General features: G+C 72.6%; 23 protein-coding genes. 11 read left to right on the top strand and 12 right to left on the bottom strand.

The window, feature by feature from the left end; translation table 11 throughout:
• Positions 1–2: 2 nt before the first annotated feature.
• Entirely contained in the window at positions 3–680 is a 678-nt protein-coding gene (locus tag ACIOGX_RS20100; protein WP_356515012.1) for an HD domain-containing protein, read from the bottom strand.
• Between the two features lie 83 nt (positions 681–763).
• Positions 764–3,100, bottom strand: a complete 2,337-nt coding sequence (locus tag ACIOGX_RS20095) for a heavy metal translocating P-type ATPase (RefSeq protein WP_401914847.1) — start codon at positions 3,098–3,100, stop codon at positions 764–766.
• Positions 3,101–3,321: 221 nt separating this feature from the next.
• Between ACIOGX_RS20095 and ACIOGX_RS20090 the strand changes: the two genes are divergently transcribed.
• Entirely contained in the window at positions 3,322–4,026 is a 705-nt protein-coding gene (locus ACIOGX_RS20090; protein WP_383962421.1) for a copper homeostasis protein CutC, read from the top strand.
• A 228-nt stretch (positions 4,027–4,254) separates the two neighbouring features.
• Here the strand turns inward: ACIOGX_RS20090 and ACIOGX_RS20085 are convergent, their stop codons facing one another.
• Entirely contained in the window at positions 4,255–6,351 is a 2,097-nt protein-coding gene (locus ACIOGX_RS20085) for a HelD family protein (protein ID WP_401914844.1), read from the bottom strand.
• A 412-nt stretch (positions 6,352–6,763) separates the two neighbouring features.
• Here ACIOGX_RS20085 and ACIOGX_RS20080 point away from each other — a divergent pair, with 412 nt between their 5' ends.
• From ACIOGX_RS20080 to ACIOGX_RS20070, 3 genes are all read left to right on the top strand, one after another.
• A complete protein-coding gene (locus ACIOGX_RS20080) occupies positions 6,764–6,961 on the top strand; it encodes a hypothetical protein (protein WP_356515020.1) in 198 nt (65 codons plus the stop codon).
• 98 nt (positions 6,962–7,059) lie between these two features.
• Positions 7,060–8,277 (top strand): glycosyltransferase 87 family protein, encoded by a 1,218-nt coding sequence (locus tag ACIOGX_RS20075; RefSeq protein WP_384771153.1) that lies wholly within the window; start codon positions 7,060–7,062, stop codon positions 8,275–8,277.
• 48 nt (positions 8,278–8,325) lie between these two features.
• The gene (locus ACIOGX_RS20070; protein ID WP_356515022.1) at positions 8,326–8,664 is read left to right on the top strand and encodes a hypothetical protein; all 339 of its coding nucleotides are present in this window, start codon (positions 8,326–8,328) and stop codon (positions 8,662–8,664) included.
• Between the two features lie 73 nt (positions 8,665–8,737).
• Here the strand turns inward: ACIOGX_RS20070 and ACIOGX_RS20065 are convergent, their stop codons facing one another.
• Positions 8,738–10,381 carry a DNA repair helicase XPB gene (locus tag ACIOGX_RS20065; protein ID WP_129767078.1) on the bottom strand — a complete coding sequence of 548 codons (1,644 nt, stop codon included), beginning with the start codon at positions 10,379–10,381 and terminating at the stop codon, positions 8,738–8,740.
• A 217-nt stretch (positions 10,382–10,598) separates the two neighbouring features.
• Between ACIOGX_RS20065 and ACIOGX_RS20060 the strand changes: the two genes are divergently transcribed.
• Positions 10,599–11,279: a VanZ family protein gene (locus ACIOGX_RS20060; RefSeq protein WP_401914838.1), complete on the top strand. Its 681-nt coding sequence runs from the start codon at positions 10,599–10,601 to the stop codon at positions 11,277–11,279.
• A 298-nt stretch (positions 11,280–11,577) separates the two neighbouring features.
• On the opposite strand, the gene ACIOGX_RS20055 is transcribed toward ACIOGX_RS20060, so the two are convergent.
• Complete coding sequence (locus tag ACIOGX_RS20055; RefSeq protein WP_401768069.1) at positions 11,578–12,117, bottom strand: GNAT family N-acetyltransferase; 540 nt, start codon at positions 12,115–12,117, stop codon at positions 11,578–11,580.
• Positions 12,102–13,364, bottom strand: a complete 1,263-nt coding sequence (locus ACIOGX_RS20050) for an XRE family transcriptional regulator (RefSeq protein ID WP_401914836.1) — start codon at positions 13,362–13,364, stop codon at positions 12,102–12,104. The genes ACIOGX_RS20055 and ACIOGX_RS20050 overlap by 16 nt, the downstream gene beginning before the upstream one ends.
• Before the next feature lie 238 nt (positions 13,365–13,602).
• On the opposite strand from ACIOGX_RS20050, the gene ACIOGX_RS20045 reads away from it, so the two are divergent.
• The 3 genes from ACIOGX_RS20045 to ACIOGX_RS20035 all read left to right on the top strand — a co-directional run bounded on the left by ACIOGX_RS20045 (position 13,603) and on the right by ACIOGX_RS20035 (position 15,728).
• Positions 13,603–14,079 (top strand): hypothetical protein, encoded by a 477-nt coding sequence (locus ACIOGX_RS20045; protein ID WP_401914834.1) that lies wholly within the window; start codon positions 13,603–13,605, stop codon positions 14,077–14,079.
• Entirely contained in the window at positions 14,076–14,225 is a 150-nt protein-coding gene (locus ACIOGX_RS20040) for a hypothetical protein (RefSeq protein ID WP_401914831.1), read from the top strand. The genes ACIOGX_RS20045 and ACIOGX_RS20040 overlap by 4 nt, the downstream gene beginning before the upstream one ends.
• A 465-nt stretch (positions 14,226–14,690) precedes the next feature.
• Positions 14,691–15,728: a tetratricopeptide repeat protein gene (locus ACIOGX_RS20035; RefSeq protein WP_401914828.1), complete on the top strand. Its 1,038-nt coding sequence runs from the start codon at positions 14,691–14,693 to the stop codon at positions 15,726–15,728.
• A gap of 46 nt (positions 15,729–15,774) precedes the next feature.
• On the opposite strand, the gene ACIOGX_RS20030 is transcribed toward ACIOGX_RS20035, so the two are convergent.
• A complete protein-coding gene (locus tag ACIOGX_RS20030; RefSeq protein ID WP_401914825.1) occupies positions 15,775–18,357 on the bottom strand; it encodes a helicase-associated domain-containing protein in 2,583 nt (860 codons plus the stop codon).
• A gap of 333 nt (positions 18,358–18,690) precedes the next feature.
• On the opposite strand from ACIOGX_RS20030, the gene ACIOGX_RS20025 reads away from it, so the two are divergent.
• Positions 18,691–19,767, top strand: a complete 1,077-nt coding sequence (locus ACIOGX_RS20025; protein ID WP_401914822.1) for a hypothetical protein — start codon at positions 18,691–18,693, stop codon at positions 19,765–19,767.
• A gap of 155 nt (positions 19,768–19,922) precedes the next feature.
• On the opposite strand, the gene ACIOGX_RS20020 is transcribed toward ACIOGX_RS20025, so the two are convergent.
• The 4 genes from ACIOGX_RS20020 to ACIOGX_RS20005 all read right to left on the bottom strand — a co-directional run bounded on the left by ACIOGX_RS20020 (position 19,923) and on the right by ACIOGX_RS20005 (position 23,853).
• Positions 19,923–20,798, bottom strand: coding sequence for a GyrI-like domain-containing protein (locus ACIOGX_RS20020; RefSeq protein WP_401914819.1), 876 nt, complete (start codon positions 20,796–20,798; stop codon positions 19,923–19,925).
• A gap of 120 nt (positions 20,799–20,918) precedes the next feature.
• On the bottom strand, positions 20,919–21,725 hold the full coding sequence (locus ACIOGX_RS20015; protein ID WP_401914816.1) for an ABC transporter ATP-binding protein: 807 nt from the start codon (positions 21,723–21,725) through the stop codon (positions 20,919–20,921).
• On the bottom strand, positions 21,722–22,822 hold the full coding sequence (locus ACIOGX_RS20010) for a FecCD family ABC transporter permease (protein ID WP_401914813.1): 1,101 nt from the start codon (positions 22,820–22,822) through the stop codon (positions 21,722–21,724). The genes ACIOGX_RS20015 and ACIOGX_RS20010 overlap by 4 nt, the downstream gene beginning before the upstream one ends.
• Positions 22,819–23,853, bottom strand: a complete 1,035-nt coding sequence (locus ACIOGX_RS20005; RefSeq protein WP_356515045.1) for an iron ABC transporter permease — start codon at positions 23,851–23,853, stop codon at positions 22,819–22,821. Before ACIOGX_RS20005 ends, ACIOGX_RS20010 begins: the two co-directional genes overlap by 4 nt.
• A 204-nt stretch (positions 23,854–24,057) precedes the next feature.
• On the opposite strand from ACIOGX_RS20005, the gene ACIOGX_RS20000 reads away from it, so the two are divergent.
• Complete coding sequence (locus ACIOGX_RS20000) at positions 24,058–24,687, top strand: HAD family hydrolase (protein ID WP_129767068.1); 630 nt, start codon at positions 24,058–24,060, stop codon at positions 24,685–24,687.
• Here the strand turns inward: ACIOGX_RS20000 and ACIOGX_RS19995 are convergent.
• A complete protein-coding gene (locus ACIOGX_RS19995) occupies positions 24,672–24,938 on the bottom strand; it encodes a hypothetical protein (protein ID WP_356515047.1) in 267 nt (88 codons plus the stop codon). The two genes, ACIOGX_RS20000 and ACIOGX_RS19995, sit on opposite strands and share 16 nt — an antisense overlap.
• A gap of 194 nt (positions 24,939–25,132) precedes the next feature.
• Here ACIOGX_RS19995 and ACIOGX_RS19990 point away from each other — a divergent pair, with 194 nt between their 5' ends.
• A complete protein-coding gene (locus ACIOGX_RS19990; protein WP_129767066.1) occupies positions 25,133–25,516 on the top strand; it encodes a cold-shock protein in 384 nt (127 codons plus the stop codon).
• Positions 25,517–25,536 lie beyond the last annotated feature (20 nt).

Raw genomic sequence — 25,536 nt, 5'->3', positions numbered from 1 at the left:
TCTCAGCTGGTGAGACGGGTGAGGCCGCGCAGCTCGTCGGCCAGGTTCGCGCGGGCGCGTGCCTCCCACTCGCGCGCGCCGTAGGGGGTACGGAACAGCGCGGGCAGGCCGAGGAGCTGCTCCAGTACGGCGGCCCTGCCGGTGCGGAACGCGTCGTCGGGGACGAAGCCGTACTCCTCCCGTACCGCCGTGGTGTAGGCCGCGTACGCCTCCGGGCCGCCCGCCAGGACGGCGAGGTCCGCGTCGCACAGGACGGCGCCGTCGCGGTCGCCGGGCGCGGCGGCGTGCGTGGTGGTGAGGCGGACGAGCCGGGCGACCTCGCGCGTACGGTCGTCGCTCAGCCCGGCCTCGGGAAGGGCGCGTTCGGCGAGGCGGGCGGAGCGCTCCTCGTTCTCGGAGCGGTCGGGCTGGTAGACGGCGTCGTGGAACCAGGCGGCGAGGCGTACGACGTCGGGATCGTCGGCGTACTCGGCGAGCGTGTCGATGTGGTCCAGGACGGCGAGCAGATGACCGGTGGTGTGGTAGCGGCGATGGGGCTCGGCCCAGCGGGCGAGGAGGCGGTCGGCGTACGCGTACGGGTCGGGGCCCTCGGCCCTCCCGGCTTCCCCGGCTTCCCCGGGTCCCTCCCGGAGTGCGAGGAGCGTGGTCGCGAACCGGCTGCGCAGATCAGGTACGGGCATGGGACGACGATAGTGCCGGGCCGCGGAACGGAGGCTCCGGGGCCCGGCTCGATGCCGTCGTCGCGCGGCTGCCGCGCGCGGGGTCACACGGCCTTGAATCCGCGGAGCCGGAGGCTGTTGCCGACGACGAAGACGGAGGAGAAGGCCATGGCGGCGCCGGCGATCATGGGGTTGAGGAGTCCGGCGGCGGCGAGCGGGAGCGCGGCGACGTTGTAGGCGAAGGCCCAGAAGAGGTTGACGCGGATGGTGGTGAGCGTGCGGCGGGCGAGCCGTATGGCATCGGCGGCGACGCGCAGATCACCGCGGACGAGGGTGAGATCGCCCGCTTCGATGGCGGCGTCGGTGCCGGTGCCCATGGCGAGTCCGAGGTCGGCCTGGGCGAGGGCGGCGGCGTCGTTGACCCCGTCCCCGACCATCGCGACGGACCGGCCCTCCGCCTGGAGCCTCTTGACGACGTCGACCTTGTCCTCGGGCATGACGTCGGCGATGACCTGCCCGGGGTCGATCCCGACCTCCTTGGCGACGGCGTGGGCGACGGCCTGGTTGTCGCCGGTCAGGAGCAGCGGCGTGAGCCCGAGGGCGCGCAGCCGGCGGATGGCCTCGGGGCTGGTGTCCTTGACGGCGTCGGCGACTTCGAGAACGGCGCGTGCCTCGCCGTCCCAGGCGACGGCGATGGCGGTGCGTCCGGCGGCCTCGGCCGCCTCCTTCGCGCGCTCCAGGTCCTCAGGGAGACGGATCTCCCACTCGGCGAGCAGCTTCGCGCGGCCGACGAGGACGGCGTGGCCCTCGATGACGCCCTGGACGCCGAGGCCCGGGACGTTGGCGAAGTCCTCGGGCGTGGGGAGCGTGCCGACCCGCTCGGCGGCACCGGTGGCGACGGCCTGGGCGATGGGGTGTTCGGAGGCGTGCTCCAGCGCGCCCGCCAGCCGCAGCACCTCGGTCTCGGTGGTGCCGGTGGCGGTGTGGGTGGCGAGGAGGGTCATGTGGCCCGTGGTGACGGTGCCGGTCTTGTCCAGGACGATGGTGTCGGCGCGGCGGGTCGATTCGAGGACTTCGGGGCCCTTGATGAGGATGCCGAGCTGGGCGCCGCGGCCGGTGCCGACCATGAGGGCGGTCGGGGTGGCCAGGCCGAGGGCGCAGGGGCAGGCGATGATCAGGACGGCGACGGCGGCGGTGAAGGCGGCCGTGAGTCCGGCGCCGGTGAGGAGCCAGAAGCCGAGGGTGGCCAGGGCCAGCAGGATGACGAAGGGGACGAAGACGGCGGAGATCCGGTCGGCGAGGCGCTGGGCGGCGGCCTTGCCGTTCTGGGCGTCCTCGACCATGCGGGCCATGCGGGCGAGCTGGGTGTCGGCGCCGACGCGGGTGGCTTCGACGACGAGCCGGCCCCCGGCGTTGAGGGTGGCGCCGGTGACGGCGTCCCCGGCGGTGACCTCCACGGGGACGGACTCGCCGGTGAGCATGGAGGCGTCGATGGCGGACGAGCCGTCGACGACCGTGCCGTCGGTGGCGATCTTCTCGCCGGGCCGGACGAGGAAGTGATCGCCGGTCCGTAGCCGCGCGGTGGGGATGGTCACCTCGGCGCCGTCGCGCAGGACGGTGACTTCTTTGGCACCGAGTTCGAGCAGGGCGCGCAGGGCGGCACCGGCCTTGCGCTTCGAGCGGGCTTCGAAGTAGCGGCCGGCGAGGATGAACGCGGTGACGCCCGCGGCGGCTTCGAGATAGATGTTGCTCGCGCCGTCGGTGCGGGCGACGGTCAGCTCGAAGGGGTGGGTCATGCCGGGCATGCCGGCGTGACCGAAGAACAGCGCCCACAGGGACCAGAGGAACGCGGCCGAGACGCCGACCGAGATCAGGGTGTCCATGGTGGCGGCGCCGTGGCGGGCGTTGGCCCAGGCCGCGCGGTGGAAGGGCCAGGCGGCGTAGGTGACGACGGGGGCGGCGAGGGTGAGCGAGAGCCACTGCCAGTACTCGAACTGGAGGGCGGGGATCATCGCCATCGCGACCACGGGGACGGACAGGAGGACGGCGGTGATCAGCCGCTGCCGCAGTGTCACGTCCTCGGGGTCTTTGGCGGTGTCCGTCGCGTACGGGGTGCCGGCGGTGTCAGCGGTGTCGGCGGTGTCGGCGGTGTCGGCGGTGTCGGCGGTGTCGGTGTCCGCCGGGACGAGTGCGGGTGCGGGCGCGGGCCGGGTGGCGCTGTAGCCGGTGGCTTCGACGGTGGCGATCAGATCCTCGACCGCGACGTCCTGGCCCCGGTAGCTGACCTTGGCCTTCTCGGTGGCGTAATTGACGGTGGCCTCGACCCCGTCCATCCGGTTCAGCTTCTTCTCGATCCGCGCCGCGCAGGAGGCGCAGGTCATACCGCCGATCATGAGCTCGACTTCGGCGGCTGTGCCGGCGGTGGTCCGTGTGGGGCTCATGGCTGACGGGCTCCTTCTCCTCGACAATGTCATCCTACCCCCTAGGGGTATCTCACTCCTCTATCTATACCCCCATGGGGTATGTAACGCAAGGGATGTCCGTGAATGCGCTGATGCGCGCGGGCGGGAGCGCCCCGTAGGCTGGGATATTGGACTAGACCTATATCGGGTCCCGTCCAGTCATGTCCCTGACCCGCCGGCATACGTATGAATGAGGTCCCATGAGTAAGCGTGCACTCCTGGAGGTGATCGCTCTCGACGCGGAGGACGCGGTCGCCGCCCGGAACGGAGGCGCGGACCGCCTTGAACTCGTCACCGACATGGCGGCGGACGGGCTGACCCCACCCCGCGAGACCTTCGCGAAGATCCGGGCCGCCGTCGACATCCCGCTGAGGGTGATGCTGCGGCTGGCCGACGGATTCGCGGTGGGCGAGCCGGGAGGCGCGGACGCGCTGGCCGAGGTGGCGCGGGGACTGCGGGCGGAGGGGGCGGACGAGTTCGTCCTCGGCTTCCTCGACGCGGACGGGACGCCGGACCTGGTCACCGTGGAACGCCTGATCGCGGAGCTGGACGGCTGCCGGTGGACCTTCCACCGGGCGATCGACCGCGCGGCCGACCGGGACGCGCTCCGCAAGCAGCTGGCGGACCTGCCGGGCCTGGACACGTACCTCACGGCGGGCTCGGCGGCGGGCGTGGACGACGGGCTGCCGACGCTGCTGGCGGAGACGGAGGCCGGGGCGCGGGGGGAGCCGGGGTACGGGGCGCGGCTGATGGTGGGCGGCGGCCTGCGGCTGGACCACCTGGGGGCGCTGCTGGCGGCGGAGGTGGACGCGTTCCACATCGGGGGCGCGGCGAGGCCGGGGGGCTGGGCGGGATCGGTGTCGGCGGACGCGGTGCGGGGATGGCGCGAGGCCATCGACGCGTAGCGCCTTCCGGCGGGGGGCGTGGTCGTGGGTGCGTTTCGGCGGGGGCCGGTTTCCGGGTGCTGGTTTCCGGGGTGCGGGGGCGGTGCGTTTCGGCGGGGGCCGGTGGTCTGGCGCGGGTGGTCGCCGGGGTGCGCTCCGGGGCTCGCGTCCGGGACCCCGGCCCGCGACAACGCGACCGCAACCCGGCGACCACCCCCGCCCCCGCCGGAGACGCACCGCCGGACGGCGCTACGGCGCGGGCGGCGACAGCGCCTCCGGCAGCTCCGTCGCGTGCAGGACGATCAGGCCCGACACGGCTCGCGTCAACGCCACGTACAGCCGCCGCAGCCCCGTTCGCTCGTCCGGTTCGCCGTCGACCACCGCCGACGGCTCGTCCAGGACCACGTAGTCGTACTCCAGGCCCTTCGCCAGGGACGCGGGCACCAGCGTCAGACGGGCCTCGGCCGTCGTCTCCTCGCCCGGGGACAGGTACGGCAGCCCCGCCGCCGTCAGCGCCTCCCGCAGCGCCGGGACACGGGCGTCCGCCGCGATCAGACCCGTGGAGCCCTCGTGCGCGAGTGATTCCACGCAGGCGGCGACGACGGCGCCGTCGAGGCCCTCCGCCACCACCGACCGTACCGAGAGCGAGCCCGGCGACTCGCGGACCGACGCCACCTCCGCCAGCCCCGGCGCGATCGACGGCAGCAGTCTCGACGCGTACGCGATCACCTCGCGCGGCACGCGGAAGCCCGCCGTCAGTTCCTCCACCACCGCGTCCGCCTTGCCCAGGTGCCGCAGCGCGTCGGCCCAGCTCGTCGTCGCCCAGGGCGTCGTGCCCTGCGCCAGGTCGCCCAGTACCGTCGCCGAGCCGGTCGAGCAGCGGCGGCCCACCGCGCGGTACTGCATGGGGGACAGATCCTGCGCCTCGTCGAGCACCACATGGCCCAGCGAGTGGGTGCGGGCGATCAGATCGCCCGCCTCGTCGATCAGTACCGCGTCCGCCGCCGACCACTTCGCCGACTTCACGCTCCGCACCGGCTTCGTCCACAGGATCGTCTTCTGCTCCTCGGGCGTGAGGACGCCCTCCGCGTGCGCCGCGAGGAACTCCGCGTCGGAGAGCAGCCGCAGCACCAGCTTCGCCGGATCGACGGGCGGCCAGATCGCCTTCACCGCCGCCTTCACCGCCGGGTCGCGGGCCACCGCGTCCTGCACGCGGTCGTCCGGTGCCTCGCCCGCCTCCTCCATCCGGACGAGCACGGCGTGCGCGATCCGCTGCGGGAGGGCCTCGCGCGCGGCGCCGTAGCGCATGTCCCGGGCGAGCAACTGGCCGACCATCTCGTCGAGTTCGTACGCCGGTACCCGCCACCGCCGCGAGCCGCGTACGACCACGACGGGCTCGGCCGGCGGTGTGACGTGGGACCGTACGGCCCGTCTGAGGACCTCCGCCATGCGGGCGTCGCCCTTGACGACGGCGGCGGGCGCGGGGTCCGTGCCGCGTACGTCGACCGAGGCGACCAGATCGTCCACCGTCGCCTGCCGCACCTCCAACTCGCCCAGCGCGGGCAGGACTTGCTCGATGTAGTGGAGGAAGGAGGCGTTCGGGCCGATGACGAGCGTGCCGGTACGGGCCAGCCGCTCGCGGTGCGCGTACAGGAGATACGCGACCCGGTGCAGGCCGACGGCGGTCTTGCCGGTGCCGGGGCCGCCCTGGACGCAGACGGAGCCGCGGAGGCCGCTCCGTACGATCTCGTCCTGCTCGGGCTGGATCGTCGCGACGATGTCGCGCATCGGGCCGACGCGCGGCCGTTCGATCTCGGCCTGGAGCAGTCTGCTGGAGCGCGCGGCCTCGGCGGGGTCGGAGAGGTGCTCGTCCTCGTACGCGGTGATGTCGCCGGCCGTGTAGCCGAAGCGCCTGCGCAGCCCGACGTCCAGCGGCTCCTTCTTGGAGGCCCGGTAGAACGGCTGGGAGGCGGGGGCGCGCCAGTCGATGACCATGGGATCGCCGTTGGCGTCGTGGACATGGCGCCGGCCGATGTAGAAGCTCTCGCCCTCGGCGCCCTCGGCCTCGGCGGCTCCCACGGGGTGCAGATAGTCGAGGCGGCCGAAGAAGAGCGGGGTGTGGGCGAGATCGGCGAGCGCCTTGATGCGGTCCTCGATCTGGGCCTCCAGGATGACGGCGTCGACCCAGTTCGCGGTGACATCGCGGATGTCGAGCGCCTGCACGTCCTCGCGCATGGCGCGGAGGGCGGAGCGGGAGGCGGCGAGGTGGGCGCGTTCCCGCGCCAGCAGGGGGTCCTGGGAGCCGTCGGCGGGGGTCGTGGCGGGGTCAGGGGCGTGCGCGGACACGGTGGTGCCTCCGGGGGCTCTACGCAGGCCGACGGGCCCCACCCCGTCGGGCGACGGGGTGCGGTGGCCGTTCGGCGTGGAATCACGTCATGGCGGTCGGCCGTCCGGTTTCCGTCCGGACGACGGCGCTCCGCGAGGGAGGCGGGCAAGGTGGGCGATTGTAGCCAGCAGGTGACGAGGAGACGAATGGTTTTCCGCGGGGGCTCGCGCCGCGCGGCCGGGCACCCCCGCGGGGCCGGGCACCCGGGGCCTCCTGCGGGGGTCCTCGGCGGCGGGAGCGCGTCCGTCCCGCGGGCCATCCGCGGCCTCCACCCCGTAGGGGATGCCACGGGACCGGAGTCGTACACGGCCCCGCACGAGGCTCAAACCGCAGGGCGATGACTCACACGGCGCACGTGCCCATCATGGATGTATGAGTACCGCGACCTTTACCCCGGCCCATGCCCCGCACGGTTCGCCGCTCCCCGGCGCGACCGCCACGGGTTCCGTCTCCCACCACGCCCACTACGTCGGCAACGCGCTGCGCGCCGTCAAGGTCTTCGTGAGCGCCGCGTTCAACGTGGCCGTCCTCGGGGAGTACGCGGAGGAGGCGGGTATCAAGCGCCGCTGACCCGTACCGAGCACCGCTGACGCGTATCGCGCCAATCGCGCGCCACCCCGTCCCGCCGCGCTCCTGAGTAGCGCCTCTGATCCACTAGGGTCGCGGCCGTGACCTACCGGACCGTGACGCCTCGTTCACTCGCCGCAGTGGGCGCGCTCGCCCTGTCGCTGGCCGCACTCGCCACTCTCTGCGTCGCCCGGCGCATCCCCATGGCCGACACCCTCGTCTACCGTGCGGAAGGCGCTGCCGTCGTGGACGGCACCGATCTCTACGGTTTCACGGTCACTCAGTGGCAACTTCCCGCCACCTACCCGCCGTTCGCCGCGATCCTTTTCGTCCCCACCACCTGGCTGCCCCTCGACGCCCTCAAGGTCGTCTTCGTCATCGGGAACGCGGCGCTGCTGGCGCTGCTCGTACGGCTGTCCTGGCGGTTCGCGGGGATGCCCGCCGGTCCTGTGCCGCTGCTGGCCGCCGTCGCCGTCGGGCTCTGGCTCGAACCCGTCTTCCAGACCGTTCTCTTCGGACAGATCAACCTCGCACTCGTCTGCCTCGTCCTGTGGGACCTGTCGCGGCCCGAGCAGGCGCTCGGCAAGGGGTTCGCGCTCGGTGTCGCGGCGGGCATCAAGCTGACTCCGGCCGTCTTCATCGTGTATCTGCTGGTGACCGGGCGCGTACGGTCAGGACTGATCGGCCTGGCCGCCTTCACCGGCACCGTGCTGCTCGGCGCGCTCGTCCTGCCCGAGGCGAGTGGCGAGTTCTGGACGACGCGCCTTTTCGAGACGGGCCGGGTCGGCAAGGCGTGGATCGTCGACAACCAGTCGCTGCAAGGGATGCTGGGGCGCCTCCTGCACACCGCGGAGCCGGGCGTGGTGTGGGCGGTGGCCGCCGGGGCCACGGCGGTCGCCGGGCTGTGGATCGCCCGGCGGGCCGTCGTACGGGCCGGGCTGGAGACCTGGGGCGTGCTGGTCATGGCGCTGACCGCGCTGCTCGTGTCGCCGATCAGCTGGTCGCACCACTGGGTGTGGTGCGTGCCGCTGCTGGCGGTGCTGATCGCGGAGCGCCGGTTCCGTACGGCGGCGGCGGTCGGGGTGGTGTGGACGGCGCGCACCTTCTGGATCGTGCCGCACGACGGCGATCTGGACCTCCGGCTGCCGTGGTGGCAGCAGGTGCCGGCGTCGCCGTACCCGCTGTTCGCGCTGGGGCTGCTGGTGTTCGCGGCGTGGCGCACGGGCCCGGGGGCGGACCAGGGGGACTCCGCCCTCGTCCTTCCGGTGCAGCGTGCGGAGGCCGGCTCGGGGGTGAGTACGACGGCGGGTACGGGGTGAGTACGGGCGCCGAAGCGGGGCGCCCCGTCCCGGTGATGTCATCGGGGCATGGAAACGACGACGGTCCCCACCCCCGCTCCGGAGCAGACCACCGACCGCGGCGCGCTCCTCGCGCTCCGGCTCTGCGCGCTGGGCGGTCTTGGGCTGCTGCTGGGCGGCTACGTCCTGCTGGCCGTCATCGCGCTGACCGACGCGGTCGACCCGGGCGACGGCGTCGCGGGCGCGTACATCGACGCGGGCTTCTGGTCCCTTCACCTGTCCGGGCTCATCGGCCTGGCCGCGGCGGCGCTGCCGGGTGGCTCGATGCTGCGGGGCGTGCGGGGCGGGGCGGTGGGGGCGCAGTACGCGCTGCTGGCGGCGGGGCCGGTGCTGGCGCTGATGGACTGAGACGGCCGGAGGCGCGGGGGCCGGGAAGCCCGGGAAACCCGTGGGGCCCGGCTCAGTTCTCCGCTCTCCGCCGTCAGTTCTCCGCCAGCAGCTCGTCCGCGTCCACGATCCGGTACGCGTAGCCCTGCTCCGCCAGGAACCGCTGGCGGTGCGCCGCGAAATCCTGGTCGATCGTGTCGCGCGCGACCACCGAGTAGAAGCGGGCCTCGTGGCCGTCCGCCTTCGGGCGCAGGACACGCCCCAGGCGCTGGGCCTCCTCCTGGCGGGAGCCGAACGTACCCGAGACCTGGATCGCGACCGTCGCCTCCGGCAGATCGATCGAGAAGTTCGCGACCTTCGACACGACCAGCACCGAGATCTCACCCTGCCGGAACGCCTCGAAGAGCTTCTCGCGCTGCGCGTTGCTGGTCTCGCCCTTGATGACGGGGGCGTCCAGATGCTCGCCCAGCTCGTCGAGCTGGTCGATGTACTGGCCGATGACGAGGGTCTGCTCGCCCCGGTGCTTGCGTACCAGCGCCTCCGTCACCTTCCGCTTCGTCGCGGTCGTCGCGCAGAAGCGGTACTTCTCCTCGGTCTCGGCCGTCGCGTACGCCAGCCGCTCGCTGTCGGTCAGATTGACCCGTACCTCGACACAGTCCGCCGGAGCGATATAGCCCTGCGCCTCGATCTCCTTCCACGGCGCGTCGAACCGCTTCGGCCCGATGAGCGAGAAGACGTCCGACTCGCGGCCGTCCTCCCGTACGAGCGTCGCCGTCAGCCCGAGCCGGCGCCGGGCCTGGAGATCGGCGGTGAACTTGAAGACGGGCGCGGGCAGCAGATGCACCTCGTCGTAGATGACCAGGCCCCAGTCACGGGAGTCGAACAGCTCCAGGTGCGGGTAGACGCCCTTACGGCGGGTGGTCAGCACCTGGTACGTGGCGATGGTGACCGGGCGGATCTCCTTCTTCGTACCGCTGTACTCGCCGATCTCGTCCTCGGTCAGTGACGTGCGCTTCACCAGCTCGTGCTTCCACTGGCGGGCCGAGACGGTATTGGTCACCAGAATCAGCGTCGTCGCCTTGGCCTCGGCCATCGCACCGGCCCCGACCAGCGTCTTTCCCGCGCCACAGGGCAGCACGACCACACCCGAGCCGCCATGCCAGAACCCCTCGACGGCCTGCTTCTGATACGGGCGCAGCGCCCAGCCCGACTCGTCCAGCTCGATGGCGTGGGCCTCGCCGTCGACGTAACCGGCGAGATCCTCGGCCGGCCAGCCCAGCTTGAGGAGCGTCTGCTTGATCTGGCCGCGCTCCGAGGGGTGGACGGCGACGGTGTCCGGGTCGATGCGGTTGCCGACCAGAGGCTGGACCTTCTTGGAACGGAGGATCTCCTCCAGCACGGGACGGTCGGTGGAGGTCAGGACCAGCCCATGGGAGGGGTGCTTGGAGAGGGTGAGCCGACCGTAGCGGGCCATCGTCTCGGCGACATCGACGAGCAGCGCGTGCGGCACGGGATACCGGGAGTACTCCACGAGCGCGTCGACCACCTGCTCGGCGTCATGCCCGGCGGCGCGGGCGTTCCACAGCCCGAGCGGGGTCAGCCGGTAGGTATGGATGTGCTCGGGGGCGCGCTCCAGCTCGGCGAAGGGCGCGATGGCGCGGCGGCAGGCGTCGGCCTGCTCGTGGTCGACTTCGAGCAACAGGGTCTTGTCGCTCTGGACGATGAGGGGTCCGTTCACGCGCGGCTGCCTTTCGGGGATGGCTCTGCACGGCCGAATGACCAGTGGCCAAACGACCAGTGTCGCGCATCTTCGGCGGATCGGGGCCGGGGGCGCGTATCCGGGGCCGGGGGCGCGTATCCGTGGCGGGCCGGGGCACCCGGGGTCTATGACCGCAGAGACGGAAAGGCCCAACCCGGCGAAGGCAGTCCCAGGGGGTATCCCGTGGGGGCATGCTGTGCTGCGGATTCTCATCATGACGGTGGCGCTGCTCGGCCTGACGGGGTTCGCCGCGGTACTGGCCGAACTGACTCTGACGCCGTCCCCCGCGTCCGAGGACATCGCGGGTGCCAATCTCAGGCCGGGGCACTCCCTGATGCAGTACGCGGAGGACTACACGTTCCTCGCCGCGTGCAAGCAGGTCGGCGGGAATCTGCTGATGGGGGCGCCGTTCGGGCTGCTCCTTCCGGTGCTCGTACCGCGCAGGCTGCGGATGGTGCGGGTGGTGGTGCTGACGGCGTTGGTGATGGTGCTGGTGGAGCTGGCGCAGGGGGCCGTGGTGCGGGGGCGCGCGTTCGATGTGGACGATGTGATTCTGAACACGAGCGGTGCGTTGATCGCGTATGTGCTGGTGGGGAGGCTGATCGGGCGGCGCTTCCACGCGCTGGGCGCGGTGGACGCGCAGGGCGCGCCGGGTGCGGGTGCGGGTTCGTCCGCCGGGCGGAAGCCGGAGCCTGAGCGGCGGCCTCAGACAAAGCCGAAGCCGAAGCCGAAGCCGAGGAGCAAGGCCCGGATGACGAAGGCGGGCACGAAGGCCGGCACGAAGGCGGGCACGAAGGCCGGGACCAAGACGAAGCGATCCGGCTCGGCGCCCGGGGCGGCTTGGCGCGAACGGCTCGGCCGCCTCGGTCGACGCTGACCGCCTCATGGGGGGCGCGGGTGCGCCGCGCCTCCCGGCGCGGTGTGCGGTGTGCGCCTGCGGCGCGGGGGCCGGTGGGTGGTGGCGGGTGCCGGGGCCGGGCCGGGGCCTCCGGAGGTCCGTGTCCGGACTGCGCCGCGGTCCCTATGCGACTCCGTCGCGTGGTCACCGCGCCTAGCGCGAGCTGCGACGCTGCACATCCGGACACGCACCTCCTCCGCCCCCGCCCCCTCCCGCCCGTGGTCGGCCCCGGCCGCCGCCCGGGGCAGGGGTGCCTCGCACGGCCGTCCGTCCGGGCTCAGTTCAGCGGAAGTTCCGTCAACATCACCGCGTACACCGGCGAGTCAGGGAAGGGCCGGCGCTCCCCGACTTTCCGGAAGCCCCAGGACTCGTACAGGCCCTGCACCCTGGGATGTTCCACGTCCACCAAGAGGACGGCGAGATCCTCGTCGCGGGTTTCGAGCAGCATGCGCGTGACCAACTCGGCGACGCCCTTCTTGCGCCACTTCGGACGGACGGCCAGCTCGGAATAGGCGAACGTACGGGTCTTCTCCGGCGCGGGGACGAGGTGCTCGCGCCACCACTCGCGGTCCGGGTTGGCCGGGGCACCGTACGCGAAGGCCACGGGCTCGTCACCGTCGTACGCGATCACACAGGCGAAGGCGGGGTTGCCGCCCCAGTGATCCACGAACCAGGGGAACTTCTTCTTGAACTCGTCATCCCTGTCGGCGCCTTGGGCTTCGGCGTGCACGTCGATGATCATCTGCCTGATCTGCGGCAGGTCCTCGTGCGTGAAGTGTCGGACGTCCAGCTCGGCGGCGCTCAAGCTCGGCTCCATTCGGATCGGTAGCGGTCTCCCCACTCTCTGGCGACGCTCGCGTCCGGTGCAAGGGTGATCAAGTCCCGGTAGTAGTCCCCGAGCAGAGACCGCATCCTGCCGGGCATCGGATTGCCACTCATCAACGCGAATACGGTCGAGGCAGTGGCGCATGCCTGGTCGATGTCGCGCTGGTGGAGTTGGGCCAGGGCGAGCCTGGTGGTCGCCAGAGCCCGGTTCCGCCGGAACTGAGCGGGGATGGCCGCCAGGGCCTGGTGGGAGGCAGCCTCGGCTTCCACGGGGTCACCGGTTCGATCCCGGATGATGGCCGTCATGGCTGTCAGCTCGGAAGGGCCGTAGAAGGCCAGCCAGCTCGGACGGGGCTCGTCCAAGGCAGCCTTGCCCAGGGCTTCCTCGGCATATCCCAGGGACCGCAGGGCGGCCTGACGGTCACCGAGGTTGGAGTGGGCCACGGCTGTACGGGCGTGAGCGAGGGAGCCATACAGGGGGTTTCGCCGGGCGATGGCCGTCGCCTGGGCCGCGTACCCGGAGTCCACCGCCGCGGTGTGCTGATCGCGCTGATGCGCCAGCATGGCGTACGAGTTCCAGACCCGCAGCTCCGCGATGGGGTCCTTGGCCATTCCCGCCAGGTACAGCGCCCGGTCCAGGAGGCCCTGAGCCCTGTTGGACCGACGGGTGTCGATGGCGGACCAGGCGGCCGTTGCCGTGTAGTCGGCGGCCACGCTGAACAGCCTCTGGCGGATGCGCTGGGATGCCGCCTGTTTCTGCATCTCCAGGGCCTCGTTGGCACTGGTGAGGGCGGCATGCTCCAGACCGTCGTGACCGCCTCGCGTGGCGTCCAGCGCCATGAGCGCGTCCAGGCCGGAGCGCAGCCGGATCACGTCCGAGGTGCCCACAGAGTGTGGGGCGATCAGCGGGGCGACGGCGGCAGCCGTCGTCCCGACGGTCGCGGTGAGGAAGTTCCTGCGCCTCACGGGCTGCTCCGGAGTGGTGAAGGGGCGTCGTCTTGGTGCCGGTGGGCTGAACCCCAGCTCCTCGGCGGTACTGCCGAATACTGCCTTCAAGGCCGCACGCCGGCGGGGGTGAGGCCATCGCGTTTTTCCGGTGAGCCAGTTGCGGACCGTGCGATCGCTCACCGTGCCCTCGTACCCGAGGGACATCAGACGGGCGTTCACCGCGTCGGCCAACTCGGCCTGGGTGTAGCCGCACTCATGCATGGCGCCGCTGAGGCTTTCGTTCCCCTCCACCTACCCACCGTAGCCACCGAAGCCCGGTCGGTGAGCGGAGTCGGCCCGAATTTCCGGTCGGCGGAAGCGGCATCCGACCGATTCTTCCTGCCCCCGCGCTGCCGGCCGTCGTTCACTCGGACAAGACCGCTCACTTCGCACCCATCGAGGTCTCCATGGCTGTGACCAGTACGCCCTGCCGCACAGAGCACCCCGGATATTCCGGCCGGCCGCGACACGCAGAGTCGGGGGCCATCGGATGAGCCAGTTCGTGGAGAGCGCGATCGCCCGGTGGCTGACATCCTCCGGCCCGGACCCCGCTGTCACCAGCGAAGCGTGGTCCCACGGCCGCCCGGCGACGCTGCGCACCGGTGGCGTGTACGACGCCGTACGGATGCCACGGACCCTGGTCGACGCGGCGACCGGCAGCACTGTCCCGGATGTGGTGGCCGGTGTCCTGAACGAGGTGCTCGACGGACCGGTGATCTGCCATCCGGGCGCCTGGTACTACGCGTTGGTGCCACCGGGGACCCGCGAGAACTGGCGCTCCCCGGTGGCTGTGGTCCGGGGCCGGGGCGGCTGGCTCGGTATCCCCCGGCCCGACCGTACGGAACCGGCCCCCGTCGCGCTGTACTGGGCCGTGCCGGTGAGACGGGCCGGGAAGCTGTGCGTCCCGGAGACGGTGGCTGAGCTGCTCCGGGTCGGGCAGGCACGGCTCGAAGGCGACGTCCGGTGAACCGGACTCCGTACACCGCGCCCGCCTGCCGTAACGGCGAGCACGGCATCACGCCGCTGTGGCCCGGCGAACCCATCGCGGACGACGACTTCGCCCCACGCTGCCCGTGCGACTGCCAGGACGCGAGCACCCCGGACCGGCCATGAGCACCCAGCACTGGTGCGGGACGGTGGTCGCCCCAGTCCGACGTACGGGGTGCGGACCGGGGCGGGGTGCCGATTCGTTCCAGGTGCCCACCAACTACGCCGGGTCGTCCGCCAGTTCCGCTACTCCCGTGCTGGTACGCGGGGCGCACCGGCAGGTATGCGGGACGGCCACGTGGGGCCCGTGCCCGCCGCCGTAAGGCCGTCCGGGCGGCTGACCGGCACGGTCCGGGGATTCCGCGATCGCCTTCTCCTTCCCAGGTCACGCCGGCAGTGAGGGAGGGGAGGCGGGCCCTGCGCAAACGCAGGACGCGGCCAGGACACGTCTCCTTTGCGCCGGCGAGGTGGGGGGAGAGAGCCGTATGCCTGGCTGGCCCCGACGGCGTGAAGTTGAGTCAACTGCCTGACCTGTGAAGGCAACAGGATCCACGATGTAACCCCGTGTAGTCGCCTCTGGGGAGGAGTGACGTGGACCGTCGGAGTTTCCTGACCGCATCGAGCGGTGCCGCGCTGTCGTGCCTCGGCGTACCCGACTCCGACGCCATCATCCGTCGTGTCCGCGACACCCCTGCCCCCGCTCTCCGGGTCGGCGACGGTGAGGTGCAGGCGATCAAGACCATGGTCAAGACGCTCGGCGACAGCGCGGCCGAGTACGGCGGAGGCCACGTCCGCAAGATCGCCCGCAGCTACCTGATCGAGAACGCCGGGCCATGGCTGAACGGCCGCTACACGCAAACCACCGGCCGTGCCCTGTACGCCGCCACGAGCCAGCTCGCCCACCTCCTCGGGTGGATGTCCCAGGACGAGGGCGACGACAAGGGCCATCAGCAACTCGCCCGCCACTACTACGCGCACGCCTGGCGGCTCGCCGATGAAGCCGGTGAGCCCGAGCTTGCCGCGACCGCCCTCCGTGGCCTCACGGTGCAGTCCATCGGCCTCGGGCCGCGGCACCGGGCGGAAGCCTTCGCCCTCGCCGAGCGGACCATGACCTACGCGAGCCATCTGGACGACCCGCGCGCCCATGCCTACTACGAGTCCACCTTCGCCGAGGCCGCGGCCCTGGACGGTGACCACAGGGCCGCTACCAAGGCCCTGTCCTCGTCCCAGTCCTCCATCGAGCGCACCGCCGGCACGCCGCCCGGTGAGTCGTGGGCGTCCCACTTCAGCATCGGACGCTGGGCCTACGCCTCCGGCATGATCCTGGCGAAGATGGGCGACTTCACCGCTGCCCAGGAACACCTGCACCAAGCGATGGATGCGTACGGTCTCGACCGGCGCCGTACCCGCGCCGGCGTCCTCGGGAATCTGGGAGAGATCCACCTGCGCCAAGGCGACCTGGACGGCGCTCTGATGGTCTGGACGGAGTTCCTGGACTGCGCCGAAGGCGTGCAGTCCGTACGGGTTCGCGACGCCGCCGAGGACATGCGGGTACGCCTCGCCCGGCACTCGCACGATTCCACCGCGCGCGAGCTGGCCGAACGCGCCGGACGGCTACTCGCCCCCTGACGCACCTGCCCAGGCGTCGCGGGCAGCGCACCGAGCCCTCAAGAAATCACGCCGGGTCGTCCGCCAGTTCCGCTACTCCCGTGATGCGGTGCAGCGGGTACGTGCGGACCTCGTCCGCCGTGTGGTCGTAGCCCGTGACGTAGCCGCCCTCCACCCGGACCGGGGCGATGACGCGCTGGCTGGCCGCGCCCTCCGCGTTGACGTAGCCGATCCAGACCGCTGAGCCGGTCATGGCGGCGGCCTGGACCGTGGCGAGGGTCTCGGCGGAGGTGGTGCGGGGGAGGGCGCCGTTTCTGGAGGCGGCCGCGGCGGAGGCCAGGGCCGCCGAGCCGGAGCCGGAGGGTTCGGGGACCGGTTTGTGGACGACCGTGGCGGCCAGGTCGCCCGCGCGGATCGCCTTCACCGCCGCGCTGAGCAGCGCCGTGTCCGGGGTGGGGGGTCCGTCCGGGACCGGGGCGGGGGCCGTTCTGGGCGGGGTGCGGTGGGCGTGGGCGCGGGTGATCATCACGTCGCCCTCGGCCGACTCCGCGGCCGGTGCGAAGCCCATGACGCGCAGCCCGTCGAGCAGGGTGACCGCGTCGGCGTGGGCGGCCAGTACGGTCGGGGCGAGGCGGCGCAGCCGTAGGCCCTGGGAGCGTTTGTCGGCGAGGATCTCGTCGAGTACGGCCTCGTCGTCGCAGCGTACGTACGCGGAGGCCGCCCCGACCCGGAGGTGGCCGTGTTTACGGGCCACGTCGTCGATGAGGTAGGCGAGCGGCTGGGGTACGGGCGTGCGGCTGTGGTTCCTGAGGAAGTCGTGCAGGTCGGAGGCCGACTGTCCGGCGTCGAGCGCGCGGCGTACGGAGCCGGGGGTGAAGCGGTAGACGGTCGCCCCGCCCTTCGACTCGACATCGGCCGCGATGGCGAGCAGTTCGGCCAGCGGGCGCAGGAGCGGGCCCGGTGCCACGGCGGTCAGGTCCGCCTGGAGGAGCACGTGGTCGAGCGGTTCGGGGAGGAGCGGCGCGAGGGCGCGGGCCGCTCGCGCCCTCGCACCGGCCAGTTCGGCGGGGGTGCGAGCGACGTCGGTGGTGGCCGGGTCGCCTGAGGCGCGTGCGGCGTCGGTGGCAGTGGGGGTGTCCGTGGCGTCCGGTGCCAGCAGTGCGCGCGCGTGCGACGCGAGCGCTCCCCGGCCCGTGATGCCCAGCATCTCCGCCTCGTTCAGCGTCCAGGCCGCCAGCCGCGCCCGCAGATCGTCGTGCCGGCCGGTGCCGGACGCGCCGCGCAGGGGGCGTTCCCAGCGCAGTCTGCCGAGCAGCGATTCGGGGTCGGGGGCCGTGCCCTCGGGAAGGGTGGCAAGGAGGTCGAGGATCCGGCGCCGTACCTCGGGCGCGGCGCCGCGGTCCAGGTCGGGGCCGAGCGCCGCGAGCGTACGGCCCTTGGAGTCCTGGCTGCCGACCAGACCGGCCGTGCGGGTCGCCGTCAGCCAGGCCGTGGCGAGCCGGGCCCACTGCTCCGGGGCGGGCAGTTCCTGCCAGTCGTCGTAGGCGGGCGTCGGGGCGTACCGTTCGTCGGTTTCGCCGTCGGCCGCCAACAGCCCGGCCGCGTAGGCGAGTTCGACCCAGAACGCGGCCACGGGCTCGGTCACGTCGAGAGCGGTGGCGGTGCGCTTGAGGTCGCGTACGGACAGACCGCCGGCCCGCAGGACGTTCGGGCCGCCCTCGTTCCAGTCCTTGGCCAGTTCCTCGATGGTGGCGAGCGCCGTGAACGCCTGCCCGGCCGCCGTGTTGTCCACAACCTGTGGACGGGCACCCGTGCTCGCATCCGAGGCGCGGGGCGCGATGGCGGGCGCCACGGGCTCCGGCGTACGGTGCGCGCGCCCGGCGCGCAGATGCAGCGCAGCCTCGCGCGGCAGGACGACCGTACGCGTGGTCGCGGGCAGCAGCAGCCCGCGGTCGCGCAGCCACTGCACGGGCGGGGTGGGGCTGGAGGTGACCTCGCCGTACGGCGGCCCCCACACCAGCCGGTCCAGCACCGACAGGGCCTCCACGGGGGCCGTGTCGAGCAGCGCCGCCATCCGCGTACGGTCGGTGAAGAGCGCGGTGAGCGAGGCCACGGCGGAGACCGGATCGTGGGTGGACGGCAGCCCGGCGGCGGTCAGGATCTCCTGGAGCCGGCCCGGCGACATGCCCGCGGTGGCCTCGGCGACCGTCGGGCCGAGCCCGGTCGGCGAGGGATGCGTGGGGGAGGGGGCGAGCAGCTCGCGGGCGGTGCGCACCAGCCGCAGCCGGTCGTCCGCGCCCCAGATCAGCGCCCGGTCGCGGAGGGTCTCCACCGCGCGGGGCAGGGCCGCCTCGATCTCCGGGTCGCCCTCGTCGCCGGTCAGCAGCGCGCGCAGCGTGTCGTACGGCGCGGGCTCGGCGGCGACGGCCAGGGCCTCCGCGGTCTGGAGCGTGAACCGGTCGAGCCGTTCCAGCGCCCGTACGACGGAGGCGCGGGTGCCCGCGCGCGTCGCGAGCTGCGAGAGGTCGCTCGGTACGGGATTGAGCAGGTCGGGGCGGGCACGCAGGAGCGCGACGAGCGAGCCGTCACCCTGGGTGCGCAGGGCCTCCGCGAGCGTACGCGGTGGCGTACCGCCGGTTCCTTCTGGCACGTGCGCCTCCTGGTCAGGCTTCGCGGGTCCCCATCCGTTCCACGTTAGCCCCTGGGAGGCGCTCCGCCCGCGCCCCCGGGCCTCGGGGCGCCGCCGCGCCTTCTTCGTACTGGATGTACGAAGAGATGTACGGAGGGATGTACGGGCGGATACGAGGGCGGGTGTGCGGGCGGATGCGAGGGCCGGTGTGAGGCAGGGGTGAGGGCCGCGCGGGCGCATGTACGGGCGGGGCGCGGCGGTGCCGGGGTGGACGTACGGGAGTGACTTCGACACGATCGCCTACGGGTATCCGTCGTGATGGCGGCTGCCGGGCGTGCGTGTGCGGAGGACTGTGTGGGGATCGAGAGCGATCAGCTGGTCTATGACTATCTGAGCCGCGTGGGGGACGAGGCTCAGCAGCGGCATCTGCCCTCCGGGGACCGGATGCGGCTCGTGTCGTCGCTGCGGAACGAGATCGACAAGCAGCGCGGGAAGGCCGGCGGGGACAGCCCGGCCGCCGTGCGCCGCATCCTGGGGCGGCTGGGGACACCGGACGCGGTGGTACAGGCGGCCTCCGAGGGCGCCTCGGGCGGCGACGCCCCCGCCCGCGCGCCGGAACCGCGGACCGCGCTGCCGGAGCAGCGCGCCCGCCGCGTGAAGGGAGCCAGGAGACTGGTCATCCCGGAACAGGCGTCGGAGTCGCCCGCCCCCGCGATGCCCGCCGCGTCGCCGCCGCATCTGGCGGGGATGGACGAGCTGGGCCCGTCCGGCCGGCAGCCCGACTGGTGGCGGATCGAGACGGGGCCGATGGGCGCGGGCCCGGCCGAGCAGGTGCCGGGGTTCGTGGGCGGGGTCGAGATCCCCGAGATACTCAAGCCGCCGCCGAAGCAGAAGCCGGGCAGGACGGCGGAGGACGCAGAGGCCGCGGACGGCGCGGACGGCGCCGAGTCCGCCGAGTCCGCCGAGGACGAGGAAACGGCGGAGGACCAGGCGCGGGCCACGGCGCGGGGCGCGGGCCGTCGCCGCCGGCTGCTCCGGCTGGCCCGCCGGAAGCAGAGCGCGGAGAAGGGGGCCGGCGGACGGGCCGGCGGGCTCGCCCACCCGTTCCTGCTGCTCGCCGCCGCGCTGCTGGTCGCCGGAGCGGTGTTCGGCTCCTTGCTGGCCCTGGGCGGCGGCTGGCTTCTCGCGTACGCCTCCCGCGCGCTCTCCCGCGCCGAGGCGAAGTGGGCGGTCTTCGGCCTTCCCGGGATCTCGGCCGCCGGGGGCCTGCTCTGGCTCTGGGGGCGGCTGGACGGCCGCTGGGGCGAGGCGATCCCGGAGGACGGGCTGGCCGACGCCCTGTCCAGCGCCTGGCCGGTGGTGCTCCGTACGGCGGCGGTGACCTCGGCGCTGTTTCTGGTGTGGCGTGCGCGGCGGAAGGCCGCGGGATAGGGCCTCGGAGGCGGCGTCCGGCGGCGTCCGGCGGCGTCCGGCCGGGTCTGGCGATGTCCGGCGGCGTCCGGCCGGGTGCGTACCGGTGTCCGGACACCCGTACGCACCCCCCGCCCCCGATCAACCCCTCACTCTCAACCGCTCACTGTCACCCCTCACTCCACCTCTCGCTCGACCCGGATCCACAACTCCGCGTCCGCCCGCGTCCCGTCCTCCGACAGCCGGGTGCGCAGCAGCTCCGGGCCCGGCACGCTCCGGTACGGGTTGGACGGGAACCACTGCGTGTAGACGTCCCGCCACAGGTACTGGAGCGCCCGCGGGAACTCCCCCGAGCTCTCGAAGACCGCCCACGTCCCGGCCGGGACCGTCAGCGTCTCCATCCCCTCGGGCGCGGCGGCCTCGGTCACCACGCCGTGCAGGTAGTCGAGTTCGGTGCCCTCCGCGCGGCTCTCGGAGAGGTCGTCGGTGACGGCGACGATCCCGCGCGGCTCCTGGCCGGAGCGCTCCCCGAGCTGCTCCAGCCGCTGGAGCGTCTCCCGGCCGAGTCCCCGGATGAACGAGACGATCGCCGGGTTCATGCCCTCGTGCACGAGCGGGACCCGCGTCTTCGGGCCGACCACCCTGAACTCCGGCTTCTGGACTACTCGGTACCGCATGTCGGTACTCCCTTCGACGATGAGGCGAAAGGACATCCGTGGCTGGGAGCGCAGCGTCGCGCCGGTCCGCCGGGCCTCGCCGGGACCGACGCCGTGCAGGGCGCGGAACGCGCGCGCGAACGCCTCGCCCGAGCCGTACCCGTACCGCACCGCGACGTCGAGCAGCGTCCGCTCCCCGCCGAGCACGTCCGCGCCCGCGACGGTGAGCCGTCTGCGGCGGATGTACTCGGAGAGCGGTATGCCCGCCAGCGCGGAGAACAGCCGCCGGAAGTGGTACTCCGACGTGACCGCGATCCGCGCGAGTTCGGCGACCTCGATCGGCTGACCGAGGTTCCGCTCGATGTGCTCCATGGCCTGGTTCAGCCGTTCCAGCATCACCGGACCTCCTTCCCTTACTGATCAGCCACGTTAGGGAGGGGCCGCCCCACCGGACCCGGCAATCCGTGCCCGGTCCTGTCGGGTCGGCCGCCGCGGGGCCACGCGGTGCGGAGGAGGCTACGAAGCCCGCGCGGGCCCCGGCCGGTACGGTGCGCCCGGCACCACCAGCGGCGATCCCGTCACCGGGTCCGGCACCACGACCGACTCCAGGCCGAAGACCTCCCGTACCAGCTCCGCCGTCACGATCTCCCCGGGCCGCCCCTCCGCCACGATCCGTCCCTCCTTCATTGCGACCAGGTGATCCGCGTACCGCGCCGCCTGGTTGAGGTCGTGGAGCACGATCACGACCGTACGGCCCTGGTCGTGGTTGAGGCGGCGGACCAGATCGAGCACCTCCACCTGGTGCGCGATGTCCAGGAACGTCGTCGGCTCGTCCAGCAGCAGCAGATCCGTCTCCTGCGCCAGCGCCATCGCGATCCACACCCGCTGGCGCTGGCCGCCCGACAGTTCGTCCACCGAACGGTCGGCGAGGGCCGTCACGTCCGTACGCTCCATCGCGTCCGTCACCGCGCGCTCGTCCTCGTCCGACCACTGCTGCCACCAGTGCTGGTGCGGCTGCCGGCCGCGCGAGACCAGGTCGGCGACCGTGATGGCCTCCGGGGCGACCGGCGACTGCGGGAGCAGGCCGATGGACTGCGCGATCTTCCGGGTCGGGATCCGCGCCAGCTCCGTACCGTCCAGCAGCACCGAACCGCCGCGCGGCTTCAGCAGCCGGCCGAGCGCGCGCAGGGTCGTCGACTTCCCGCAGGCGTTCGGGCCGACGATCACCGACACCTGCCCGTCGGGGACGGCCAGGTCCAGTTCGTGGACGACCGTGCGGTCCTCGTACGCGAGCGTCAGCTCACGGGCGATGATCCTGCTCATGCCTTGCCTCCTGCGGTACGGCCGGTACGGCCGCGGATGATCAGCCAGATCAGATACGGGGCGCCGACCGCCGCCGTCAGGACACCCACGGGGAGTTCGGTCGGTGAGAGCAGCCTGCGGGCCAGCAGATCGGCGAGGACGACGATCACCGCGCCGGTCAACGCGGAACACAGCAGCGGGATCTGCGCGGTACGGGTCATGCGCCGGGCGATCTGCGGCGCCAGCAGCGCCACGAAGTCGACCGGGCCCGCCGCGCCCGTCGCCACCGACGCCAGCACCACGCCGAGCAGGACGAGCCCGAGCCGTACGCGGCCGAGCCGTACGCCCAGGCCCGTGGCGGTGTCGTCGTCCATCGAGACCGTGCGCTGCGCGCGCGCCGCCCACAGCACCGCGGGCACCAGCGCGAGCAGCAGCCAGCCGAGCGGCGCTGCGGAGTCCCAGCCCCGGCCGTTGAGCGAGCCGGTCATCCAGACCTGGGCCTGCTGGGCGACCAGATAGTCGCCCTTGGTCAGGAAGAGCGTCGTGACGGAGCGCAGGGCGATCGCGAAGCCGATGCCGATCAGCACGAAGCGCGTGGCGTGCAGCCCGCCGCGCCAGGCGAAGAGGTACACCAGCGCCGCGGCGGCGATGCCGCCGGCGACGGAGAGATACGGCAGGACGGTGTACGAGGTGACACCGAAGGTCATCGCGCCGACCGTGAGCGCGCTCGCGCCCTGGCTGATGCCGATGATGTCGGGGCTGGCGAGCGGGTTGCGCGCCACGGTCTGGATGAGCGCGCCCGCGATGCCGAACGCGAGCCCGACCAGCAGCCCGGCCACCAGGCGCGGCAGCCGCAGGGTGCCGACCACCAGATCGGCCGACGAGGTCTGTCCGAGCAGCACCTTCAGGACCTCGGGCGGCGCTATGAAGCTCTCGCCGACGCTCAGATACGCGACGCACACGGCGGCGAGCGCGACGGCGAGCGCGACCGCCACGGCCGCCGCCCGCCGGTGCAGCAGGAACGAGGCGCGTCCGATCCGTATCCGCGTATAGCCCGCCGGGCGGATCCGGCCGGCCCCGGCGACGCGCGCCGGGGCCTCTTCGAGAGCCGTCGTCATGCCGGCACCGCCTTCCGGCGTACGAGAGCGACCAGGAACGGCACCCCGAGCAGGGCCGTCATCACACCCGCCGGGACCTCGCTCGGCGGGAAGACGATCCGCCCGATGACATCGGACACCAGCAGCATCACGGGACCGATCAGGGCCGCCATCGGCAGCACCCAGCGGTGGTCCGAGCCGACGATCGCGCGGGCGATGTGCGGGACGGCGAGCCCGATGAAGGCGATCGGCCCCGCCGCCGCGACCGCCACTCCGGTCAGTACGGTCGCGCCGAGGCCGCCGACGATCCGGACGGCCGCGACGTTCTGCCCCAGGCCCTTCGCCACGTCCTCGCCGAGGGCCAGGGCGTCCAGGCCGCGGGCCACGGATATCACCAGTACGGTGCCGAGCACCAGGAACGGCCAGACCTGACCGGCCACTTCGGCGTCCCGGCCCGCGATCGAGCCCACCTGCCAGAAGCGGAACTCGTCCAGCGTCGCCGCGCTCGTCGTCAGGACCCCCATCGTCACGGAGACCAGCAGCGCGTTGATCGCCGCGCCGCCGAGGGCGAGTGTGACGGGGGTCGCGCCGCCGCGTCCCCGGGAGGCGATCGCGTACACCGCCACCGACGCCACCGCCGCGCCCGCGAAGGCGTACCAGACATAGCCGGAGAGGGTGTGCACCCCGGCGAAGGCGATGGCCAGGACGACGCCCACGGAGGAGCCCTGGCTGATGCCGAGGATGCCGGGGTCGGCGATCGGGTTGCGGGTGATGCCCTGGAGCGCGGTGCCCGCCAGGGCGAGCGCGGCGCCGACCATCAGTCCGATGAGCGTGCGCGGCACCCGTAGTTGGCGGATGACCTCGGCGTCGTCGCTGTGGCCGCCGTGCAGCAGCGCGTCGACGACGGCGGAGGGAGCGACGGCGCGCGCCCCCACCGCGAGGCTCAGCAGGACCGAGAGCAGCACGGCGGCCACGGCTGCCGCCGTCCAGCCGATACGGCGGGCGACCAGGGCGTGTCTGGTGCTGTGGGTCGGCGGGGCGGCGGCTGGCATCGGAACCAATCGGACGGTGCGACAGGGCGGGCGGGGACGGACGAGCGACGACGACAGGACGGACGAGCGAGGACGGACGAGCGACGACGACAGGACGGACGACGGCGGGCGGGTGGTGGTTAGGCTTGGCTAAGTCTAAGCACCCGGTTTCGGCCACCCCCCGGGGCCCGACGCGGGTACCGGCGCCCTGGGCACAATGGCCCCATGGCTTCCCTCACGGCTCGGCGACCGCTCACCGTCGGCTTCGACCTCGATATGACCCTGATCGACTCACGGCCCGGGATCCGCGCCGTCTACCAGGCGCTCTCCGAGGAGACCGGGGTGCCGATCGACGCCGATCTCGCGGTCACCCGGCTCGGGCCGCCGCTCGAACAGGAGCTGGCGCACTGGTTTCCGGAGGAGCGGGTCGGTGAAGTGGCCGACCGTTACCGGGAGATCTATCCCACATTCGCGATCCCGCCGACGCGCGCGCTGCCCGGCGCCCGGGAGGCCGTGACCGCCGTCCAGGAGCTGGGCGGGCGCGCGATCGTCGTCACGGCCAAGCACGAGCCGAACGCCAAACTCCACCTGACCCACCTCGGGATCGAGCCAGATGTGGCGATCGGCTGGCTGTGGGCCGAGGCCAAGGGCGAGGCGCTGCGGGAGCACGGCGCGTCGGTGTTCGTCGGCGACCACATCGGTGATGTGCGAGGGGCGCACACGGCGGAGGCGCTCGCCGTCGCCGTACCCACCGGGCCGTGCGACGAGGAGGAGCTGCGTCGGGCGGGAGCCGATGTGATCCTGCCCGACCTGACGGTCTTCCCCGCCTGGCTGGAGGGTTACGCCGCAGGCTGAGACGGGCGGGCCCGCCGGCGCTGGGCCGCGATCGAGCGCAGCACACCCGCGCCCGCGATCAGGAAACCCACTCCCATCAGCATGCAGACGGCGTACGCGAGGGACGGGAAGGGCTCGGTGCCGAGGAACAGCGGCGCGACGGTGATCAGGGTGGCGATCGCGCCGACGATGAAGACGATCGCGCCGATACGGACCAGCCCGTCGCCGGGGCCGGCCTCTTCCGTCGCACGTGGTTCAGGAGTAGCAGTCACGCCACCAGGGTAGTTCCCTGCGGAAAGCAGCGGACAGGAACCATCCGGCGACGTCTTGTCACCAGCCTCTGGACCATTAGCCTTGGTGATGGCGGGTCGATGGACCCGCTGTAGTGCTATCCAGAGCCGTTTTTGTGCGTCAGGGGGTGTCGACATCCTCCGGCGCCCCAACGAGTACGAGGACGAGGACAGACGTGCCTACCGGCAAGGTCAAGTGGTTTAACAGCGAGAAGGGCTTCGGCTTTCTCTCCCGCGACGACGGCGGCGACGTCTTCGTGCACTCGTCGGTCCTCCCCGCCGGAGTCGACGCGCTCAAGCCAGGCCAGCGCGTGGAGTTCGGCGTGGTGGCGGGACAGCGCGGTGACCAGGCTCTCTCGGTGACGGTCCTCGACCCGACGCCCTCGGTCGCGGCGGCCCAGCGCCGCAAGCCCGACGAACTGGCCTCCATCGTCCAGGATCTGACGACACTGCTGGAGAACATCACGCCGATGCTGGAGCGCGGGCGCTACCCCGACAAGGCGCAGGGCGGGAAGATCGCCGGCCTGCTGCGCGCGGTGGCCGACCAGCTGGACGTGTGAGCCGCGCGGGGGCGGTTCCG

Origin of the sequence: Streptomyces sp. NPDC088147, assembly GCF_044741565.1 — a bacterium.
Taxonomy (GTDB): domain Bacteria; phylum Actinomycetota; class Actinomycetes; order Streptomycetales; family Streptomycetaceae; genus Streptomyces.
The sequence above is the reverse complement of the archived record's forward strand: the minus strand, read 5'-3'. Positions and strand labels throughout refer to the sequence as shown.

Coding starts and splice junctions, on each gene's coding strand:
- ACIOGX_RS20005 (WP_356515045.1), bottom strand. CDS start 23,853: ATGCCAGCCGCCGCCCCGCCGACCCACAGCACCAGACACGCCCTGGTC.
- ACIOGX_RS20080 (WP_356515020.1), top strand. CDS start 6,764: ATGAGTACCGCGACCTTTACCCCGGCCCATGCCCCGCACGGTTCGCCG.
- ACIOGX_RS20010 (WP_401914813.1), bottom strand. CDS start 22,822: ATGACGACGGCTCTCGAAGAGGCCCCGGCGCGCGTCGCCGGGGCCGGC.
- ACIOGX_RS20090 (WP_383962421.1), top strand. CDS start 3,322: ATGAGTAAGCGTGCACTCCTGGAGGTGATCGCTCTCGACGCGGAGGAC.
- ACIOGX_RS20000 (WP_129767068.1), top strand. CDS start 24,058: ATGGCTTCCCTCACGGCTCGGCGACCGCTCACCGTCGGCTTCGACCTC.
- ACIOGX_RS20015 (WP_401914816.1), bottom strand. CDS start 21,725: ATGAGCAGGATCATCGCCCGTGAGCTGACGCTCGCGTACGAGGACCGC.
- ACIOGX_RS20070 (WP_356515022.1), top strand. CDS start 8,326: ATGGAAACGACGACGGTCCCCACCCCCGCTCCGGAGCAGACCACCGAC.
- ACIOGX_RS20095 (WP_401914847.1), bottom strand. CDS start 3,100: ATGAGCCCCACACGGACCACCGCCGGCACAGCCGCCGAAGTCGAGCTC.
- ACIOGX_RS20045 (WP_401914834.1), top strand. CDS start 13,603: ATGAGCCAGTTCGTGGAGAGCGCGATCGCCCGGTGGCTGACATCCTCC.
- ACIOGX_RS20100 (WP_356515012.1), bottom strand. CDS start 680: ATGCCCGTACCTGATCTGCGCAGCCGGTTCGCGACCACGCTCCTCGCA.
- ACIOGX_RS20020 (WP_401914819.1), bottom strand. CDS start 20,798: ATGCTGGAACGGCTGAACCAGGCCATGGAGCACATCGAGCGGAACCTC.
- ACIOGX_RS20055 (WP_401768069.1), bottom strand. CDS start 12,117: ATGGAGCCGAGCTTGAGCGCCGCCGAGCTGGACGTCCGACACTTCACG.